This is a genomic window from Xanthomonas campestris pv. campestris str. ATCC 33913 (assembly GCF_000007145.1).
In the GTDB taxonomy this organism is placed as follows: Bacteria; Pseudomonadota; Gammaproteobacteria; order Xanthomonadales; family Xanthomonadaceae; genus Xanthomonas; species Xanthomonas campestris.
In genome coordinates this window covers 4,122,906-4,142,083 of sequence record NC_003902.1, presented here as the reverse complement: position 1 = coordinate 4,142,083, position 19,178 = coordinate 4,122,906, and the positions used below count along the sequence as shown (strand labels likewise).

Sequence of the window (19,178 nt, the reverse complement as noted above, 5' to 3'; positions counted from 1 at the left end):
CCGATGCGCGCCCGGGAGGCTGGATGAAGACACGCGCCGCGGTGGCCTGGGGCCCGCACCAGCCGCTGAGCATCGAAGAAGTGGACCTGCAGCCGCCACGTCCGGGCGAGGTGCTGGTGCGCCTGGTGGCCACCGGCATCTGCCACGGCGATGCGCATGCGTTGGCGCATGCGCCGGCCAGTAGTTTTCCGGCGATCCTGGGCCAGGAAGGCAGCGGGGTTGTCGAGGAAGTGGGTATCGGCGTGACCAGCGTGCGCGTGGGCGACCACGTGATTCCGCTGGACATGCCCGAATGCGGCGTCTGCAAGTTCTGCCGCTCCGGCCGCACCAATCTGTGCCAGGCGATTCGCAGCAGCCAGGAGCGTGGGCTGATGCCCGATGGCAGCAGCCGCTTCTCGCTGGATGGGCGGCCGATCCTGCATCACATGGGTACCAGCACGTTTTCCGAATACACGGTGCTGCCGGAGATCGCGGTGGCGCGGATCCATCCGGATGCGCCGCTGGATCAGGTCTGCCTGCTCGGCTGCACGGTCACCACCGGCGTGGGCGCGGTGCTCAACAGCATCCACGTGCGCCCTGGCGATTGCGTGGCGGTATTCGGCCTGGGCGGCATCGGTTTGTCGGTGATCCAGGGCGCGGTGCTGGCGCAGGCCGGGCGCATCATCGTGGTGGATATCGCCCCAGGAAAATTCGCCTTGGCACGCGCGCTGGGCGCCACCGACTGCCTGGACCCACGCGACTACGGCGCGCCGATCCAGCAGGTGATCGTGGACCTCACCGACGGCGGCGCCGACCACAGTTTCGAATGCATCGGCGATGTCGGTGCAATGCGCGCGGCGCTGGAGTGCTGCCACAAGGGCTGGGGCGAGAGCGTCATCCTCGGCGTCGCCGATGGCGCGCAGGAAATCAGCACGCGGCCCTTCCAACTGGTCACCGGGCGGGTGTGGCGCGGCAGCGCCTTTGGCGGGGTCAAGGGCCGCAGCGAACTGCCCGGTTATGTGGAGCGGTATCTGCGCGGCGATCTGCAGCTTGCACCGCTGATCACGCGCACGCTGGCATTGGACGACATCAATCAGGCGCTGGCGGATCTGCGTGCGGCGCGCGGCATCAAATCGATCGTGCTTTATTGAGGAGACCAGCATGGCAGCAGGCAAGCGCAGGGCAGCGGGAGTGCAGCGGAAGACGTTGGCGGGTGCATGCGCGATGGCGCTGCTGGCGGGGCCGGCGATGGGCATCGCGGCCGAGGCGCCGCAGGTGACCTGGCTGGATCGCATCGAAGTGACCGCCACACCGATCCCCGGCACCACCATCGATGCCGCGCAGCTGCCCTACATGGTGCAATCGGCCAACCGCGCCGAGCTCTCGCGCGGGCGCAGCAACAACCTGGGCGATCTGCTGCAGCGGCGTTTTGTCGGCGTGGATGGCAATGACGTGCAGGGCAGTGCATTCCAGAACGATCTCACCTTCCACGGCTTCCGCGCCTCCGCGTTGCCGGGTGCCTCGCAGGGCGTGTCGGTGTATCTGGATGGCGTGCGCTTCAATGAACCCTTCGCCGACATCGTCAGCTGGGACATGCTGCCCGAAGCGGCGATCAACGCAGTCACGCTGATGCCCGGTTCCAATCCGTTGTTTGGCCCCAACACGCTCGGTGGTGCGGTGGTGCTCACTACCGCCTCGGGGCTGACCGCGCCCGGCGCACAAGGCGAGCTCAGCATCGGCAGCGGCGCGCGCAAGCGCCTGGATGCCAGCTACGGCATTGCCGGCAACGACGGCTGGCATGGGTTTGTGGCGGTCACCGGCTTCGATGAAAACGGCTGGCGCGATGCGTCCGAAGGCCGGCTGGGAACGGTGTTCGGCAAGGTCGGCAAGCAGGGCGAGCAGACCGACTGGAGCCTGTCGGTGCTGCATGGGCGCAGCCGCCTGATCGGCAACGGCTTGCTGCCGGACACAAGCTACACCGACGACGGCAGCAGGCCGGGCCTGTACCGTGCCGACCGCCGCGCGGTCTACACCTCGCCCGACCTCACCCGCAACCGCAATACCTTGTTCACCGCGCAGCTGGATCACCGCTCCGATGCGGACACCGCGCTGCATGCATTGGCCTACTCGCGCGTGGGCCGGCGTGACACCGTCAATGGCGACATCGGCGAAGACTACGAGGAGTTCGTCGAAGAGTGCGCCTCCGGCTATGCCGCAGATGGCACTGCGCTGGATGCCGATTGCGACGTCGCTCGCGCCGATGCCGATACCTTGCCCACCGGCGCGCTCAATACCACCCAGATGCGCCAGGAAGCGCAGGGCGTGGCGGTGAATGTGAGCAAGCAATGGGGCGCCCATGCGCTCAGCACCGGCGCCACCTTCGATCGCGGCCATGTGCGTTACCAGCAATTCGCCCGCGAGGGCTGGGTGCAGCCAGACCGCTCGGTTGCCGCCGATCCGGATGCCGAACGCGCGTTCTTCTCCGGCGTACGCGGCAGCACCAAGACGCTGGGCGTGTTCGTTGCCGACACCTGGGCGCTGGATGCGGCCACCCATCTCACCGCCGCGGTGCGCTGGAATCACGTCACCGTGGACAACATTCTTTCCACCGCCGAGGACGGCGACCGCCCGCGCGAGCGCTTCGTGTATGCCAAGGCCAATCCATCGCTGGGCCTCACCCATCGGTTGCATGAGGGGCTCACTGTGTATGGCTCGGTCGCGCAGAACAGCCGCGCACCCACCGCCATCGAGCTGGGTTGCGCCGACCCCACCCAACCGTGCCGGCTGCCGACCGGGCTGCAGGCCGACCCGCGGCTGGAGCAGATCATCTCGCGCACCTACGAGCTGGGTGCGCGCTGGGCGCCTTCGCAAGACAGCGACGTCACCTTGTCGGTGTACCGTGCCGACAACCGCGACGACATCCTGTTCCTGCGCGCACCAGACACCCAACTGGGTTATTTCGACAACGTGGGGCGCACCCGCTACCAGGGCGCCGATGCGGCAATGCGGTTTCAGGCGGGCGCCTGGCAATGGTCGGCGGGCTACAGCTATCTGGATGCGACCTACCGCAGCGACGGTGAGCTGCTCTCCGGCGAACGCGTGATCACCTTGCGCCCGGGGCTGCGCATTGCCGCACTGCCGCGGCATAACCTCAAGCTCGGGGTCGAATGGCAGGGCGATGCACTGACGCTGGGTGCGGGGTTACGCGCGGTGTCGGGGCGCGTGGCCAGCGGCAACGAAGACGGCCAGGTCGATAACGCTGAAGACGGCGAGCCCGCACCCGAACGTATCGACATCGGCACCGCCGGTTATGCCTTGGTGGATCTGCAGGCGCGCTGGCAACTCAGCGAACGACTCTCGCTGTTCGCGCGGATCGACAATGTGTTTGACCGCCAGTACGCCACGTATGCCGCAGTAGCCGAAGACGTGTTCCCAGATGGCGAACTGGCGCGCCCGCAGGACGCGCCGGTAGAAACCGGGCCGGCCCGGTTTCTCGCACCCGGTGTGCCGCGGCAGTATCTGATCGGGGTGCGTTGGGCGTTATGAGTTTGGGGCGGGGATTCGGTATCGGAGATTAGAGATTCGTAAGGCGTCAGCACCAGCCGCGCTCGGCGGTCTCTGGAGGGCCGCGTGTCGCGCTGATCGGCAGTGCGGTGCCCTCACCGCTCGCGGGACACGCCGTGAACCCGTCCCTGGGGGCTCGGTGGCGGCATCCGTGCCGCCACACGGTCCCGCAAGCGGCGAGGACACCGCACCTTGGAGTTGGTCGGTTGTTTTCTTGAAATCTTGTCCTTTGCTCGGCTTTCATTGAGAAAATGATCGGACGCGCGGTTATCTAAGAACCTGTTCACGATCTTCTGAGTAATAGTGCCAAGAAGGCCAAATGGATGAACTGCAGGCTGGTGTTGAGTTTGCGCTCGCAGTTCTTCCATAGCCTTCGGTTCTTCTCCAGCCAAGCAAAACTACGCTCGACGATCCATCGCTTGGGCATGACCTTGAAGGTGTGCAGTTCGCTGCGCTTGGCAATCTGCACCGTGAGCTGTTCGCCTAAAATCTCTCGCACGCCGTCGGCAAACCGTACTCCGGTGTAACCGCTGTCGCACAGTAAGGTTTGTACATGCGTCAACTTTGACTGGCAGCGCTCCAACGCTTGCAGCGCACCTTTGCGGTCGGTCACCTCCGCCGTCGTCACCGCGATTGCATGGGGCAATCCCTGAGTATCAACAGCGATATGCCGCTTGATGCCCGACACCTTCTTGCCCGTGTCATATCCCTTTTGCCCTGCTGTGTCCGTGTTCTTTACGCTCTGCGCGTCCACGATCAAGAACCTGGTGCAAGCGTTGCGCTCCTGTCTGGCGCGGGCCACGCCAACCTGATTTTTTAAGTGCCTGCTCCAGCAGGCTCACTCCCTCATCGTCGCACTCGCTCCACTTGGCAAAGTACGAGTGCACGGTTCGCCACTTCGGAAAGTCGCTGGGTAGCGCTCGCCATTGGCAACCGGTTCGCAGCACGTACAACACTGCGCACCACACCTCATACATATCCACACGGCGTGGCTTGGTGCGCTTACGCGCTTGTTCCAGAATCGGCAGCACGTGTTCGAACTGCTCCCGGCTCATGTCACTCGGATAGGTCTTTTGGCGCATCCGCATAGTCTGCACTGATCAGGAAAGATCGTGAACAGGTTCTAAGCAACCCACGTCAAGCATTGCTTGCACCATGCACACCGACCATCTCCACTGGTCCTTGCCCGCTCACCGTCGCGGGACCTTACGCGGCATGGATGCCGCGTAAGAGCTTACAAGGACGTACTTGCAGCGTGTCCCGCGATGGTGGGCGGGCAAGGGCCCTGCAGCTAAGCCCAGAGCACCCGCTCCGCAATCGCGACATGCGCGCATGACAAACGCCGCACACGGCCACAGCACCACCCGTCTGATGGCCAAGAAATAATTGTGTTGATCGCTCTAAATGTCAGCGCAAAGCCACTGCCTTGGCTTTGACGAATCCCCAATCCCCAATCACCAATCCCCGCCGCTCAGTCACCCCGTTTCCAACCCATGCTTGCGCAGCTTGCGATACAGCGTATTGCGGCTGATGCCCAGCGCGTCAGCGGTGCGGCTGACATTCCAACGGTGTCGTTCGAGCTGCTGCTGCAGGACCAGGCGCTCGGCCTGGTCCAGCGCCACGCGCCCGGGCATGTCGTCGGCGGCCACGGCGCGGCCATCGACCAGGCACGGCGCACTGCCGGCATCGACGATTTCCTGCGGCAGGTTGGGCAGGCGAATCACCGCATCGCTGCACAGCACCGCGGCGGTGCGCAGCACGTTGCGCAGCTGGCGCAGATTGCCGGGCCACGCGTAGCTGAGCAGTTTGTGCATGGCCTCTTCGCTGATGCGGACACCGCGCTCGTTGTTCTCTTCGCGCAGCAGGGTGCGGATCAACTCGGCCTTGTCGCTGCGCTCGCGCAAGGGCGGCAGATGCAGCACCACGCCGTTGAGTCGGTAATACAGGTCTTCGCGAAACTCGCCCGCGGAGACGCGCTGGGCCAGGTCTCGGTGGCTGGCGCTGATCACGTGCAACTCCAGCGGCACCGCACGCTCGCTGCCGAGTGGGGTAACGCATTGTTCTTCCAGCACACGCAGCAGGCGGCTTTGCAACGGCAGCGGCATGTCGCCGATTTCATCCAGAAACAAGGTGCCGCCGCTGGCCTGCAGCAACTTGCCGTGGCGGCCTTCGCGCGCGGCGTCGGTAAATGCGCCGCGCGCATAGCCGAACAATTCGCTTTCGATCAGCGCCTCGGGAATGGCCGCGCAGTTGATCGCCACAAACGCGCCGCTTGCCCAGGGCGAACCGCGGTGCACGGCCTTGGCAAACTCCTCCTTGCCGGTGCCGGTGTCGCCGCGCAGCAGGATGGAGACGCGGTGCGCCGCCAGTTTCAGCGCATTGGCCAGGTTGTGGCGCATGCGCGGATCCGAACCGACATGCTCGCCAGGATTCAATTCGGTTTCCGTGGCCGGCTGTGCCGGCCCGCCCACTGCCGGCAGCGCCGGGCGCGCACGCGGCGGCCGCACCAGCGCATAGAAGCGGCGGCCGTGGCAGGCGCAACGGATCGACCACAAGGTGCCGGCATCGCTGCCGGCGCGGTGCTCGATGGTGTCGAAGTCCAGCTGCATCACCTGCGAGATGTCGCGGCCCACCAGCTGGCTGCGGTCCAGCTTGCCCAGCTGCTCCAGCACCGCCTCGTTCACGGCCAGCACGCGGCCATCGGCACCGATGGCGATCAGTGCTTCATGCAGCAGGCCGGCGAACTCCGGGCGGCTGTGGAAGCGCAGGATGAAGGCGTGACCGAACTGGTTGAGGAAGTGCGAGCGCGAGATCTGCGCCGCCGACATGCTCACCAGCGCCACGGTATGGCGCTGGATCTGCTTGCCGTCCTGGGCATTGGGGGTGGAGGCATCCAGCACCGCCAGCAGCCCGCCGTGCGCGTCCAGGATCGGCGCGCTGCAGCACGACAGCGGCAGGTGCCGGGTCAGGTAATGCTCGCCGCGGTGCACGCTCACCGCGGTGCGCTCGGCCGCGCAGGTGCCCAGCCCGTTGGTGCCCTGATGGCGCTCCGCCCAGCTGGCGCCGGCAAACAGGCCCACCTGGCGGAATTCGCGCAGCAGGGTAGGGTCGTGCACGCTGTGCAGCACGGTGGCGTCGGCGTCGGCAAAGATCACCGCATAGCCGCTGCCGGCGATCTGCTCGTAGAGGTTTTCCATCTCCACCCGGGCGATCCGCAGGACATCGCCCAGGCGTTGCTGGCGCTCGCGCACATGCAGGGCGTCATGCACCATCGGGTCCGGCAGCGCCTCCGGCAACAAGGCGTAGTCCTCCAGGCAGCGACGCCAGGAACGCGACAGCGGAGCCGCCAGCGGCGCGATATCGCGCAGCCGGCGGATCTGCTGGAGCAGTTCCGGCTCGATCTCCGGCAGGACGATGGAGGTGCTGGCCACAACGCTCGGCTCGGACATGGGCCAGCGTTCCTCGAAGGGCGCGAGGCGCCAGTAGAGACACAAACCGGGCCCATGCTCAAACCGCATCGCAGCAAAGCGCGACGGCGGTGACGCAATGCCTGCTGCGGTATGGCGGGCCGGACCACGGCTGGCGCGGTGGGATGACGCGCGCAACGGCGGTTTGCACGGATAGGGCGACCACAGCAGCCGTTATCACTCGGCGAAGTCGGCACGCTGCTATTGCTGAGTTCGCTGCAATGCACTGCAAGCTTGCGCGGGCTTTACGCAGGACGACGGCGTTTTAGCCGAACTGCTGTTTCGCGGCCTTGGACACCTGGTGCGCATGACTTGATGCCGGCGCTGTGCCATTGCCATTGCCACTGCCCGCCGTAGCAGATCGGCAGCCGCAGGCAGCGGCTCGCCGCCGTGCTGAGTTGTCCCACGCAATCGACTGTCCCGATCACTTCGGATGGGGAAGAAGGGGACGAGGCGGGCGGGGGAGATGCACACCCGCGCCATCGCCACGGGCGAACCCACTATCGCCACGGCCAAACGTATTTGACCGGGACATCGGTGCATGAGCTACCAGTGCGCCTCGCAGCAACCATTACACGCAACGCCGGCGCCGCCGCCACGGCGCGCGGAGCCAGGTCATGCACTTACAACCGCATCAGCACCCTGCGGCGCCGCTGCGTGCTTACAGCGCGTAGCCGAACTGCTGCTTGAACTGGTCGTTGAACTCGGCGAAGTCGAAGCGCTGGTTCTGGGTGCCCGGGTGCTCCACCTTCAGCGCGCCCATCAGGTTGCCCATGCGGCCGATGGTCAGCCAGTCGTAGTTGTGCTGGATGCCGTAGATCAGCCCGGCGCGGAAGGCGTCGCCGCAGCCGGTGGGGTCGACCACGCGGCGCTCGTGCGCCGGCGGAATGTCGTAGGTCTTTTCGGGCGTGTGCACCAGCGCGCCCTTCGGGCCCTGCGTGGTGATGTAGGCCTGCACGCGCGACACGATGTCCTGCTCGTTCCAGCCGGTGCGTTCCTGCAGCAGGTTGGACTCGTAGTCGTTGACCACCACGTAGTCGGCCTGCTCGATGAACTCGCGCAGCTCCGGGCCGTTGAACAACGGCATGGCCTGGCCGGGATCGAAGATGAAGGGGATGCCGCCGGCAGCGAACTCTTCCGCGTTCTGGATCATGCCTTCGCGCCCGTCCGGGCCCACCAGGCCCAGGGTCACGCCCGGCACGTCGCGCACGTGGTTCTCGTAGCTGCGCATCATCGCGCCCGGATGGAAGGCGGTGATCTGGTTGTTGTCGTGGTCGGTAGTGATGAACGCCTGCGGGGTGAACAGGTCATCGATGATCTTCACGCGCGACAGGTCGATGCCCAGCGTCTCGAAATGCTCGCGGTAGGGGCCGAAATCCTGGCCCACCGTGCCCATCGGGATCGGCGCGCCGCCCAGCAGATGCAGGTTGTAGGCGATGTTGCCGGCGCAACCGCCGAACTCGCGGCGCATGCGCGGCACCAGGAACGACACATTCAGGATGTGCACCTTGTCCGGCAGGATGTGGTTCTTGAACTGGTCCGGGAACACCATGATGGTGTCGTAGGCGAGGGAACCACAGATCAGTGCGGACATCGAGTCAGGCCTTTGCGTAGGGAAATAGCCGCCAATTGCCGGGCATGGCAGCGGGACGGCGCGGGCGCCGCGGCGCAAAGGTTAACGGCTGCGGCCGGCCAGGGCCAGACGCGCTTGCCATGTTCAGGGTGACCGCCGCATGAAAATACGCGCGTGACGGCGCATTTTTCCTTGCTCGCACCTAGGCGGATTGCTAGGCTAGTTGACTTCGTTTTCTGCCCATTTTTGCGCCAATCGGCCGCCGGGCACGCGACTCCTTCAGGAACGACTCCCTCGATGTTCAAGAAACTCCGCGGCATGTTCTCCAACGACCTGTCCATCGACCTGGGCACGGCCAATACGCTGATCTACGTGCGCGGACAAGGCATCGTACTGAACGAACCCTCGGTGGTGGCGGTGCGTCAGGACCGTGCCATCGGCGGAACGCGTTCGGTGGCTGCCGTCGGTGCGGAGGCCAAGCAGATGCTGGGCCGCACCCCCGGCCACATCACCACGATCCGCCCGATGAAGGACGGCGTCATCGCCGACTTCACCTACACCGAGGCAATGCTGAAGCACTTCATCAAGAAGGTGCACAAGTCGCGCTTCCTGCGCCCCAGCCCGCGCGTGCTGGTGTGCGTGCCGGCCGGTTCCACCCAGGTGGAGCGCCGCGCGATCAAGGAATCGGCGGAAGAGGCCGGTGCGCGCGATGTCTACCTGATCGAGGAACCGATGGCCGCGGCGATCGGCGCCGGCATGCCGGTGACCGAAGCGCGTGGCTCGATGGTCATCGACATCGGCGGCGGCACCACCGAAGTGGCGGTGATCTCGCTCAACGGCATCGTCTACTCGCAGTCGGTGCGCGTGGGCGGCGACCGCTTCGACGAGTCGATCACCAACTACGTGCGCCGCAACCACGGCATGCTGATCGGTGAAGCCACCGCCGAGCGCATCAAGCTGCAGATCGGCTGCGCCTACCCGCAGGACGAGGTGCAGGAGATGGAAATCTCCGGGCGTAACCTCGCCGAGGGCGTGCCGAAGATGATCAAGATCAACTCCAACGAAGTGCTCGAAGCGCTGCACGAGCCGCTGTCGGGCATCGTGTCTGCGGTGAAGCTGGCGCTGGAGCAGACCCCGCCGGAACTGTGCGCCGACGTCGCCGAGCGCGGCATCGTGCTCACCGGCGGCGGCGCGCTGCTGCGCGACCTGGACCGCCTGATCTCCGAAGAAACCGGCCTGCACGTGCAGGTGGCCGACGACCCGCTCACCTGCGTGGCCCGCGGTGGTGGCCGCGCGCTGGAGCTGGTGGACATGCATGGCAACGAGTTCTTCGCGCCGGAGTGATGGGGACGGGAATCGGGAATCGGGAGTGGGGAATCGTCAAACCATTCCCTGCCTGCGGCCCTGCGCCGTTTCGATGCGCTCCCGCCGAGGTGAGCTCCGCCAATGTGAGTTGTAGAGCAGCGAACAACGCCGCTGCGCAGCTGCCAGGCAGGCGCGACCGCTGCTCGAAACCCTCATGGACCCCCCCCTGCGCTTTGGCTCCTCTGCGCTGTCCGCACCCGCCTGACGATTGCTTGCTACGGTCTGTTCGCCGCGCTTAGCCTCAACCGCACCGAGGGCGGCACAGCGCTCTCCGATTCCCCACTCCCAATTCCCCAATCCCGGCCCTGAAAGTGCCCTCCTACGCCGGTCCTCCTGTCGCCTCCCGCCCGGGCGAAGTCACCTCCACGCTGCGGCTGCTGGTCTATCTGGTGCTGGCGGTCGTGCTGATTGCGCTCGACAGCCGCGGTGGCTGGCTGAGCCAGCTGCGCCTGCAGGCCAATCTGCTGATCCAGCCGGTGTGGGCGGTGGCGGGGTTGCCGGGCCGGATCGGCTCGCAGGTGCGCGACAACGCCGCGACCCACGCCCAACTGGTGGAAGAGACCCGCGCGCTGCGCAACCAGCTGCTGGTGGCCAATGCGCGCCTCACCCGCCTGCAGACCGCTGCGCTGGACAACGCCCAGCTGCGGGAACTGCTCAACGTGGCCGAGCGCCGCGGCCTGGACGTGCAGCTGGCGCCCATCCTGGATATCGACCTGGACCCCACCCGACAACGCCTGCTGCTGGATGCCGGCAGCCGCGACGGCGTGCTGATGGGCCAGGCGGTGATCGACGCCGGTGGGCTGATGGGGCAGGTGATCGAAGTGACGCCGCTGCATTCCACCGTGCTGCTACTCACCGACCCGGACCATGCGGTGCCGGTCAGCGTGGCGCGCAACGGCGTGCGCCTGATCGTCTACGGCCGCGGCGACCGCCTCGAACTGCGCGACATCCCGCTCAGCGCCGGCGTGCAGGTGGGCGATGAGATCGTCACCTCCGGCCTGGGCGGGCGGTTCCCGGCCGGCTTCCCGGTCGGCAAGGTGTCCGAACTGCATCCGGACGACACCCACGCCTTCCTGGTCGGCGAACTCACCCCCGCCGCCAAGCTCGACCGCGGCCGCGATGTGCTGTTGCTGCGTGCCGGCAAGCCGCTGCGGGTGGCGGTGGGGGCTGGGAATGGGGAGTCGGGAATTGGGAATGGCAACGGCAACGGCAGTGTCGCGCCAGACACCACTGCGCCAGCGAACATGCCGGTGACTGCAGCCCCGCGCACGCCGGCGGCTGGCGGTTCCAGTGCGGCGACCGATCCGGCACGCCCGACGGCGGGCGCGGCATTTGGTGCCACAACCGCCACCGCCACCAATATCGGCGCCGCGCCGCGCGCCCAGTCCGCGCCGACACCAGCCACGCCTGGCGCACAGCCGGCCAGCGCGCCGACGCCCAGCCGCCCGACAAGTCTGCCTGCCCGTCCTCCTGCATCGAACGAATCCAGCATCCAGCATCCCGATTCCCGCCCGGCGTCGCCGCAGGGCTCACGGGCATCAGGGAATGCAGCATCGGGAACGGGCAACCGCAGCGCCTCACCGCCGCAGAGCACTGCTCCTATCGATTCCCGACTCCCGACTCCCGATTCCCGGCCGTCTCCCACGGAGACGGACCAATGAGCCGCATGCGCAACAGCTGGATCCTGCCGGTCAGCATCATGATCGCGCTGGTGCTGGGGCTGCTGCCGCTGCCGGCGGTGGTGCAGCCGCTGCGCCCGTACTGGCTGGCGCTGGTGCTGGCCTATTGGGTGATCGAGGAGCCGGACCGGGTAGGGCTTGGCGCGGCGTTCGTGGCCGGGGTGCTGGCCGACCTGCTGTATGGCGGTCTGCTTGGCGAACAGGCGCTGCGGCTGGTGATCATGACCTTCATCCTGCAGCGCTTCCGCGCGCGGATGCGCTTTTTCCCGATCTCTCAGCAGGCGCTGGCGATCGGCGGGCTATTGCTCAACGACCGTATCGTCTCCTCGGCGGTGCATCTGGCGGTGGGTGAGCCCACCCTGCCATGGAGCTACTGGTGGGCGCCGCTGCTCGGCATGGCGCTGTGGCCGCCGGTGTTCGTGTTGCTGGATGCAGTGCGGCTGGGCAAGCGGAGCAAGAAGTAACCCATGCACGGGCGTCGCCACCCCAAGAATCCGCACGCCGAGGCCGAGCAGTTCCGCCGCCGCGCGGTGCTGGGCTTTGTGATGGTGGTGCTGTGCCTGGTCGGGCTGGGCGGCTGGTACTTCAAGCTGCAGGTGCTCGACCACGAGGTCTATGCCACCCGGTCGGAGGCCAACCGCATCAAGCCGCGTCCGGTGGTCCCTGGGCGCGGCATGATCTACGACCGCAGCGGCCGGCTGCTGGCCGAGAACGTGCCGGCGTTCCGCCTGGACGTGACCCCGGACAAGGTCGAGAACATGGAGACCATGCTGGCCGCGCTCGGCAAGGTGATCCCCATCGCGCCCGAGGACCTGGAGCGCTTCAACCGCGAGCGCAAGGCCCGCCGCAGCTTCTTGCCGGGGACCCTGAAGCTGCGCATGAGCGATGAGGAGATGGCGCGCTTCGCGGTGGAGCGCTGGCGCTTCCCCGGCGTGGAGCTGGAGCCGTACCTGACCCGGCGCTACCCGTACGGGCCGCTGTTTGCGCACATCATTGGCTACGTTGGGCGCATCGACGAAAAGGACCTGGCGGTGCTGGGCGAGGGCAATGCCGCGCTCACCCACATGGGCAAGTCCGGGCTGGAGCGCTATTACGAACAGGACCTGCGCGGCCAGGTGGGCTACGAACAGGTGGAAACCAACGTGCAGGGCCGGGCGATCCGCACGGTGGGCCGGGTGGCGCCGCAATCGGGCGCAGACCTGCGCCTGTCGGTCGATGCCGACCTGCAGCGCGCGATGGTGGCCGCGTTCGGCGAACACGAAGGTGCGGCGATCGCGATGGACCCGCGCACCGGCGAGATCCTGGGCATGGTCAGCCTGCCCAGCTACGACCCCAACCTGTTCGTCAACGGCATCTCGCATACCGACTTCAAGGCACTCAACGACAACCCCTCGCGGCCGCAGTTCAACCGGCTGGTGCTCGGTGGCGTGGCGCCGGGCTCCACGCTCAAGCCGTTGATCGCCCTGGCCGGCCTGGACAGCGGGCTGCGCCGCCCGGAAGACCGCGTGCTCTCCACCGGCATGTTCTATCTGCCGGGCGTCAGCCGTGGCTGGGGCGATTCGCACCGTGGCGGGCATGGCTGGACCGATCTGCGCAAGTCGATCGCCCAGTCGGTCAATACCTATTACTACCGCCTGGCGGTGGACATGGGCATCGACCGCTTCGACCACTACATGGGCGAATACGGCTTCGGCCAGCCCACCGGGGTGGATCTGCTGGGCGAAATCGGCGGCATCCTGCCGTCGCCGGCCTACAAGTACAAGACCCGCAAGGAGCGCTGGTACCCGGGCGACACGGTCAACATCGCCATCGGCCAGGGCGACTGGAAAGTGACGCCGCTGCAGCTCGTGCGTGGGGTCTCGGCCATTGCCGGCGGCCTGTTGCTGCGCCCGCACCTGGTGCTGGAAGAACGTACCGGGTTCGACCACCCCTGGCAGCCGATGATCCAGCCGCCGGGCAAGCCGATCAGCGCCAACGCCGCCCATCTGCAGGTGGTGCGCGAGGGCATGATGGACACCATGCGCCCGGGCGGCACCGGCTATGCGATCACCCCTGGCGCGCCGTACCAAATGGCCGGCAAGACCGGCACCGCGCAGGTGGTCAGCCGCCGCGGCGTGGCTGCCGTGGACCCGCGCAGCCTGCCCTTGCATCTGCGCCACCGCGGCCTGTTCGTGGGTTTTGCCCCTGCCGACAACCCAGTCATCGCCGTCGCGGTGGCGGTGGAAGGTGGCGGTTTCGGCACCAGTTCGGCCGCGCCGATCGCGCGCAAGATCTTCGATGCCTGGCTGCTCGGCAAGTTGCCCGAAGGCCTGGAGCCGCTGGATAGCGAGCTGGGCATGACCGCGGTCGGCGTGAACCAGTTCGAGGCCGGCGCCACCGATGCGCGCCAGCAAGGCGATGCCGCCGCTGCGGCGCTGGACGAATTGCCGGTGGTGATCGGCCAGGTGGCCGTGGCCCTGGATCCCAACCGCCCCGCGCAACCGGTGATTCCGGACGTGCCGGACACTGTCTCGGAGACCGACCGGTGAGCGACATCCTGCGCTGGCTGGTGGATCTGGCCGCACGCTTCGCCCGCAGCCTGGACTGGGTGCTGTGCCTGGCGCTGGCCGCGCTGATGGTGATCGGCCTGTCGGTGCTCAAGAGCGCCGGCGGCACCGCCAACGGCGATCACCTGGTGATGGCGCAAGGCGTGCGCTTTGCCATCGGCGCGGCGGCAATGTGGGGCATCTCGCGCATGTCGGTGCTGCGCCTGCGCGCGTGGACGCCGTGGGTGTACGGCTTGTCGATGCTGCCGCTGCTGGCGGTGTTCGCGCTGGGCACCGGCAAATACGGCCGCCAGTGGCTGGATCTCAAGCTGTTCTACCTGCAGCCGGCCGAGCTGCTCAAGATCAGCCTGCCGATGATGGCGGCCTGGTATCTGCACCGCATGCCATTGCCGCCGCGCATTTCCACCGTGCTGGTCACCTGCGTGATCATCGGCGTGCCTACCGCCTTGATCATGTTGCAGCCGGACTTCGGCACCGGCGTGCTGATCGCCGCCAGCGGCGTGTTCGTGCTGCTGCTGGCCGGCCTGCCGTGGTGGTGGGTGGCGGTGGGCGTCGGCGGCGTCTCGGCCGCGGCGCCGGTGGCCTGGTTCTGGCTGCTGCGGCCATACCAGAAGGACCGCATCATGATGTTCCTCAACCCGGAAAACGATGCGCTCGGCGCCGGCTGGAACATCATCCAGTCCAAGATCGCCATTGGCTCTGGCGGATTGAACGGCAAGGGCTGGGGGCTGGGCTCGCAGTCGCACCTGAACTTCATCCCCGAACAGACCACCGACTTTGCGTTTTCGGTGCTCAGCGAGGAATTCGGCTGGATCGGCGTGGCCACGGTGCTGACGCTCTACCTGGTGGTGATCGGCCGCTGCCTGTGGATCGCCTCGCAGGCACGCGACACCTATTCGCGCCTGATCGCCGGCGCCACTGGCCTGGCGTTCTTCGTCTACGTGCTGGTCAACGGCGGCATGATCTCCGGCCTGCTGCCGGTGGTCGGTGTGCCGATGCCGCTGATGAGCTACGGCGGCACCTCGGCGGTCTCGCTGCTGGCAGGGCTGGGCCTGGTGATGGCGGTGAAATCGCATCGACCGGTGCACGGGTACTGAGGCTGTCGGCCGCTGTGCCCGAATAGCCAATTTTCGCAATGCCGGCCTTTGCAAATGAGCGCTGTGGACTCGTCAAGAGAGGCTGATCAGTGCAGTAACTGGCACCTTAGAGCAGCTATCAAAACTACTGCGCAGCCGTCAGGCGGGCGCGGCCGGTGCTCGGAATCCTCATGTACCCACGTACACTCCGGTTCCTCCGCGCCGTCCGCACCCACCTGACGACTGCTCGCTACGTTTTGTTAGCCGCTCTTAATCCTCATGCCTTGCAAGGCAGACCTGGCAGAAAATCTTGCATGGCTGGTAGAGCTTCCTGACAGTCAGCGGGTGCTGACCCTGTAATCTGGAAGACGGCTTACGCTGGTAGACGAGTCAAGGACCGATGAAAGGAATCGCACGGTGAGCAGTAATCTCAGGATAGTCGCTGCATTCGGCCTGTTGCTGCTCGCAGCAATCGCGGGAATTTTCTTCTCCGGTCAGTTGATCTTGATGCTGTTGAAGGTGGCTGCGCCGCTCAGCGTCGACACTTACTGGTCTTACGTCAAAGCGCTCGACCTCCCGCAGTTCGCTCCCTATGCCAGCAAGATCAAGCTGGCTGGTGCCATAGGCTTCGGCGTGCCGCTGCTGGCCTGGATCGCGCTGCTGATCCCGCTGTTCAAGCCAAAGGCGGCCGCATTGCATGGCGACGCGCGCTTTGCCTCCGGCAGTGATCTGGCCAAGAAGGACATGCTCAAACCGTCGCCAACCGGCATTGTGGTTGGCAAGCACGGCGGCAAGGTGGTGCGCTTGCCTGGTCAGCAGTTTGTGATCCTGGCCGCGCCCACGCGTTCGGGCAAGGGCGTGGGCATCGTCATTCCCAATTTGCTCGACTACCAAGGATCGGTGGTCGTTCTGGACATCAAGCAGGAGAATTTCGACCTGACCTCGGGTTGGCGCAAGAGCCAAGGCCAGGAAGTCTTTTTGTTTAACCCGTTCGCGGAAGACGGGCGCACCCACCGTTGGAACCCGCTCAGCTATATCTCACCGGACCCGGCGTTTCGCGTGTCGGATCTGATGAGTGTTGCGGCGATGCTCTACCCGGATGGCTCTGACGCGACGTCCCCCCAATTTTGAGTAGCGCCTCAGTTTGGAGTCCAATTCCCTACCCCGAGGAGATTGGACGTGAAGAAACGTTTTACTGACGAGCAGGTCATCGGCTTTCTGCGCGAAGCCGAAAGCGGCGTCGCCATCAAGGACCTGTGCCGGCGGCATGGCTTCAGCGAGGCCTCGTACTACCTGTGGCGCAGCAAGTTCGGTGGGATGAGCGTGCCCGATGCCAAGCGGCTCAAGGACCTAGAGTCCGAGAACGCGCGGCTGAAGAAGTTGCTGGCCGAGCAGCTGTTCGAGAACGACCTGATCAAGGATGCACTGCGAAAAAAGTGGTAAGCGCACCGGCGCGTCGGACGCTGGTGCGCGAATGGATCGGGCGTGGTGCCAGCGAGCGTCGTGCGTTGGCAGTGATCGGCATGAGCGCCAGTGCACTGCGGTATTGCCCGCGCGAAGATCGCAATGGCGAACTGCGCGAACGCATCTGTGCGTTGGCACATCGCCATCGCCGCTATGGCGTGGGAATGATCTATCTCAAATTGCGGCAAGAAGGGCGCATCGTGAACTACAAGCGTGTGGAACGGTTGTACCGCGAGCAGCAGCTGCAAGTGCGCCGCCGCAAGCGCAAGAAGGTCCCAATAGGCGAGCGTCAACCGCTGCTGCGGCCATCGCAGGCCAACCAGGTGTGGTCGATGGACTTTGTGTTCGACCGCACCGCCGAAGGCCGGGTGATCAAGTGTCTGGTGATCGTGGACGATGCAACCCACGAAGTGGTCGCCATCGAAGTGGAGCGCGCGATCTCCGGGCACGGGGTGACGCGCGTGCTGGACCGACTGGCGCACAGTCGCGGTTTGCCGAAGGTGATCCGCACTGACAACGGCAAGGAGTTTTGCGGTAAGGCGATGGTCGCCTGGGCGCATGCCCGTAATGTGCAACTACGGCTCATCCAGCCAGGCAAACCGAACCAGAACGCCTACGTCGAATCCTTCAACGGCCGACTGCGCGACGAATGCCTCAACGAGCACTGGTTCCCGACGTTACTGCACGCGCGCACCGAAATCGAACGCTGGCGACGCGAATACAACGAGGACCGACCCAAGAAAGCAATCGGCGGCATGACCCCGGCTGCTTATGCCCAACATCTGGCAAACACCGATATCATCAACCCCGGACTCTAAACCAGGCCGCTACTCAGGGCGGGGGGACGTCGGACGCCCAAAAGTTCTGGGTGAGCCAGGCCCGCAACGCCTTCATGGCGTTTACGCTCTATCTGTTCGATAGCCTCGATGATCAGATCAAGCGCGAGCACCCCAAAGACACCTGGATGTTTCCAACCCTTGGAATGCTCTATCGCGTGTCGTCGGGAGATGGCAGCGACTTGAAGGGCTACCTCAAAAAGCTCTCGCAGCGCGACTTCCTGGGTCGTGACGCAAAGACAGCCTTTGACAATTTGCTCTCGCAAGCCGAAGAGACCTTCGCCTCGATCATGGGCACGTTCAAGGAACCGCTCAACCAGTTCATCAATCCGATCCTGGATGCGTCAACCAGCGACAACGACTTCCTGCTGACTGATGTGCGCAAGAAGAAGATGAGCATCTACATCGGCATCCAGCCGAACAAGCTTGCCGAAAGCCGCCTGTTGATCAACTTGCTGTTTAGTCAGCTCATCAACCTCAACACCAAAGAGCTGCCGCAGAACAACCCGGTGCTCGAACACCAGTGTTTGTTGCTGATGGACGAGTTCACGTCCATCGGCCGGGTCGACATCATTGCAAGCGCGGTGAGCTACATGGCCGGCTACAACATTCGCTTGCTACCGATCATCCAGAGCATGGCGCAGCTGGACGCGACCTATGGCAAGGATGTCTCGCGCACCATCATCACCAACCACGCCTTGCAAATCGTCTATGCCCCGCGCGAGCAGCAAGACGCCAACGACTACTCGGACATGCTCGGCTACACCACGGTGCGCAAGAAGAACAAGTCGCAAACCAGTGGCAAGCAAAGCAGCGTGTCTTATTCAGAAACCGAGCAGCGCCGCGCCTTGATGCTGCCGCAGGAGTTGAAGGCGATGGGTTTTGATAAGGAAGTCTTCCTCTATGAAGGCATCCCAAGCCCGGTGCTCTGCGAGAAGATCAAGTATTACGAAGATGCTTACTTCACGAAGCGGCTGTTACCTAAAGCAGAAGTTAAGGCCTTAATGTCTACGGCGGCATGGTAACAATTAATTTTTATAAAAAAGTGCTATGGGATATGGAGAGACGGTTAGTTCCTGCGCCTGGTACGCAAACGTGGAAGGAGTGTTGAGATGCTAGTCGATGAAAACGAACCTCTGGATCGTGATTTACGCTACCCAATCCCACTGGAGTTATACAAAATATTAAGAAGTTATCCTACATATTTATCGAGGTTGCAAGATGCTTTTGATCAATTCGCGGAAAAATTGCCAGGTGGCGAATTCTCGAGGGAGAAATACGGCCCGGCTTACAGAAGGTTGATGGATATGGTTTGTGCTGAATTAAATAAATTTCACATTGAAGCATCGCAAGAACTTGATGCTGTAGCTAAAGACGTTAGGCTTTCTAAATCAGCAGTTGACCAGATAAAAATCGATTTTTCTTGCGAATTAGCTGAAAAAAAGTTCAGGGATTTTTCAGCATTTCCAGTATACCGCGGCTATTTTTCCGATCTTTCTCCTGTCGTTAAATACCTCGTCTCACGAGGAAAATGATCGGCATTGATGGATCGCATTTACAATAGAATATTAAAAAATGGATATCGCAATGTTAGCCATGCGACACCATTTTACTGAAGCCGGTTATTCT

The 19,178-nt window shown here is 64.6% G+C and carries 12 protein-coding genes, 2 other RNA genes and 2 pseudogenes; 13 read left to right on the top strand and 3 right to left on the bottom strand.

The features are described 5' to 3' along the window. Nucleotides 1–23 precede the first annotated feature (23 nt). Nucleotides 24–1,130, top strand: a complete 1,107-nt coding sequence (locus XCC_RS18005; RefSeq protein ID WP_011038571.1) for an S-(hydroxymethyl)glutathione dehydrogenase/class III alcohol dehydrogenase — start codon at nucleotides 24–26, stop codon at nucleotides 1,128–1,130. Between the two features lie 10 nt (nucleotides 1,131–1,140). Further along, nucleotides 1,141–3,525 (top strand): TonB-dependent receptor, encoded by a 2,385-nt coding sequence (locus XCC_RS18000; RefSeq protein ID WP_011038570.1) that lies wholly within the window; start codon nucleotides 1,141–1,143, stop codon nucleotides 3,523–3,525. Between the two features lie 301 nt (nucleotides 3,526–3,826). Here the strand turns inward: XCC_RS18000 and XCC_RS17995 are convergent. The 3 genes from XCC_RS17995 to XCC_RS17985 form a co-directional block, all read right to left on the bottom strand. Further along, nucleotides 3,827–4,625, bottom strand: a protein-coding gene (locus XCC_RS17995) for an IS5 family transposase (protein WP_087942922.1) whose coding sequence is annotated in 2 segments (ribosomal slippage) — nucleotides 3,827–4,355 and nucleotides 4,354–4,625 — 801 coding nt in all. Because the reading frame shifts where the segments join, the coding sequence is not laid out codon by codon here. A 393-nt stretch (nucleotides 4,626–5,018) separates the two neighbouring features. Beyond that, nucleotides 5,019–6,992: a sigma-54-dependent Fis family transcriptional regulator gene (locus XCC_RS17990; RefSeq protein WP_019237253.1), complete on the bottom strand. Its 1,974-nt coding sequence runs from the start codon at nucleotides 6,990–6,992 to the stop codon at nucleotides 5,019–5,021. 679 nt (nucleotides 6,993–7,671) lie between these two features. After that, on the bottom strand, nucleotides 7,672–8,604 hold the full coding sequence (locus XCC_RS17985; RefSeq protein ID WP_011038567.1) for a carbohydrate kinase family protein: 933 nt from the start codon (nucleotides 8,602–8,604) through the stop codon (nucleotides 7,672–7,674). A 276-nt stretch (nucleotides 8,605–8,880) separates the two neighbouring features. Here XCC_RS17985 and XCC_RS17980 point away from each other — a divergent pair, with 276 nt between their 5' ends. The 11 genes and pseudogenes from XCC_RS17980 (at nucleotide 8,881) to XCC_RS17930 (ending at nucleotide 19,084) form a co-directional block, all read left to right on the top strand. Continuing rightward, nucleotides 8,881–9,927, top strand: a complete 1,047-nt coding sequence (locus XCC_RS17980; protein ID WP_003482734.1) for a rod shape-determining protein — start codon at nucleotides 8,881–8,883, stop codon at nucleotides 9,925–9,927. A 175-nt stretch (nucleotides 9,928–10,102) separates the two neighbouring features. After that, a non-coding RNA gene (locus tag XCC_RS17975) (sX9 sRNA) lies at nucleotides 10,103–10,179 on the top strand. Between the two features lie 80 nt (nucleotides 10,180–10,259). After that, nucleotides 10,260–11,609, top strand: a complete 1,350-nt coding sequence (gene mreC / locus XCC_RS17970) for a rod shape-determining protein MreC (protein ID WP_011038566.1) — start codon at nucleotides 10,260–10,262, stop codon at nucleotides 11,607–11,609. Beyond that, the gene (gene mreD / locus XCC_RS17965; RefSeq protein ID WP_011038565.1) at nucleotides 11,606–12,091 is read left to right on the top strand and encodes a rod shape-determining protein MreD; all 486 of its coding nucleotides are present in this window, start codon (nucleotides 11,606–11,608) and stop codon (nucleotides 12,089–12,091) included. The genes mreC and mreD overlap by 4 nt, the downstream gene beginning before the upstream one ends. Nucleotides 12,092–12,094: 3 nt before the next feature. Next, nucleotides 12,095–14,155 carry a penicillin-binding protein 2 gene (mrdA, locus tag XCC_RS17960; RefSeq protein WP_011038564.1) on the top strand — a complete coding sequence of 687 codons (2,061 nt, stop codon included), beginning with the start codon at nucleotides 12,095–12,097 and terminating at the stop codon, nucleotides 14,153–14,155. Then, nucleotides 14,152–15,270, top strand: coding sequence for a rod shape-determining protein RodA (gene rodA / locus XCC_RS17955; RefSeq protein WP_011038563.1), 1,119 nt, complete (start codon nucleotides 14,152–14,154; stop codon nucleotides 15,268–15,270). Before mrdA ends, rodA begins: the two co-directional genes overlap by 4 nt. 170 nt (nucleotides 15,271–15,440) lie before the next feature. After that, nucleotides 15,441–15,515, top strand: a non-coding RNA gene (locus XCC_RS17950) — sX9 sRNA. 151 nt (nucleotides 15,516–15,666) lie between these two features. Beyond that, nucleotides 15,667–16,362 (top strand): annotated as a pseudogene (locus tag XCC_RS17945) (type IV secretory system conjugative DNA transfer family protein); the annotation flags it as partial. A gap of 66 nt (nucleotides 16,363–16,428) precedes the next feature. Next, nucleotides 16,429–17,531 (top strand): IS3-like element IS1404 family transposase gene (locus XCC_RS17940; RefSeq protein WP_138922025.1). Its coding sequence is split into 2 segments (ribosomal slippage): nucleotides 16,429–16,687 and nucleotides 16,687–17,531, totalling 1,104 coding nucleotides; the frame shifts between segments, so codons are not numbered across the junction. 26 nt (nucleotides 17,532–17,557) lie between these two features. Next, nucleotides 17,558–18,574, top strand: a pseudogene (locus XCC_RS17935) (type IV secretory system conjugative DNA transfer family protein); the annotation flags it as partial. Nucleotides 18,575–18,661: 87 nt separating this feature from the next. Next, nucleotides 18,662–19,084: a hypothetical protein gene (locus XCC_RS17930; RefSeq protein WP_075287115.1), complete on the top strand. Its 423-nt coding sequence runs from the start codon at nucleotides 18,662–18,664 to the stop codon at nucleotides 19,082–19,084. Nucleotides 19,085–19,178: the final 94 nt, after the last annotated feature.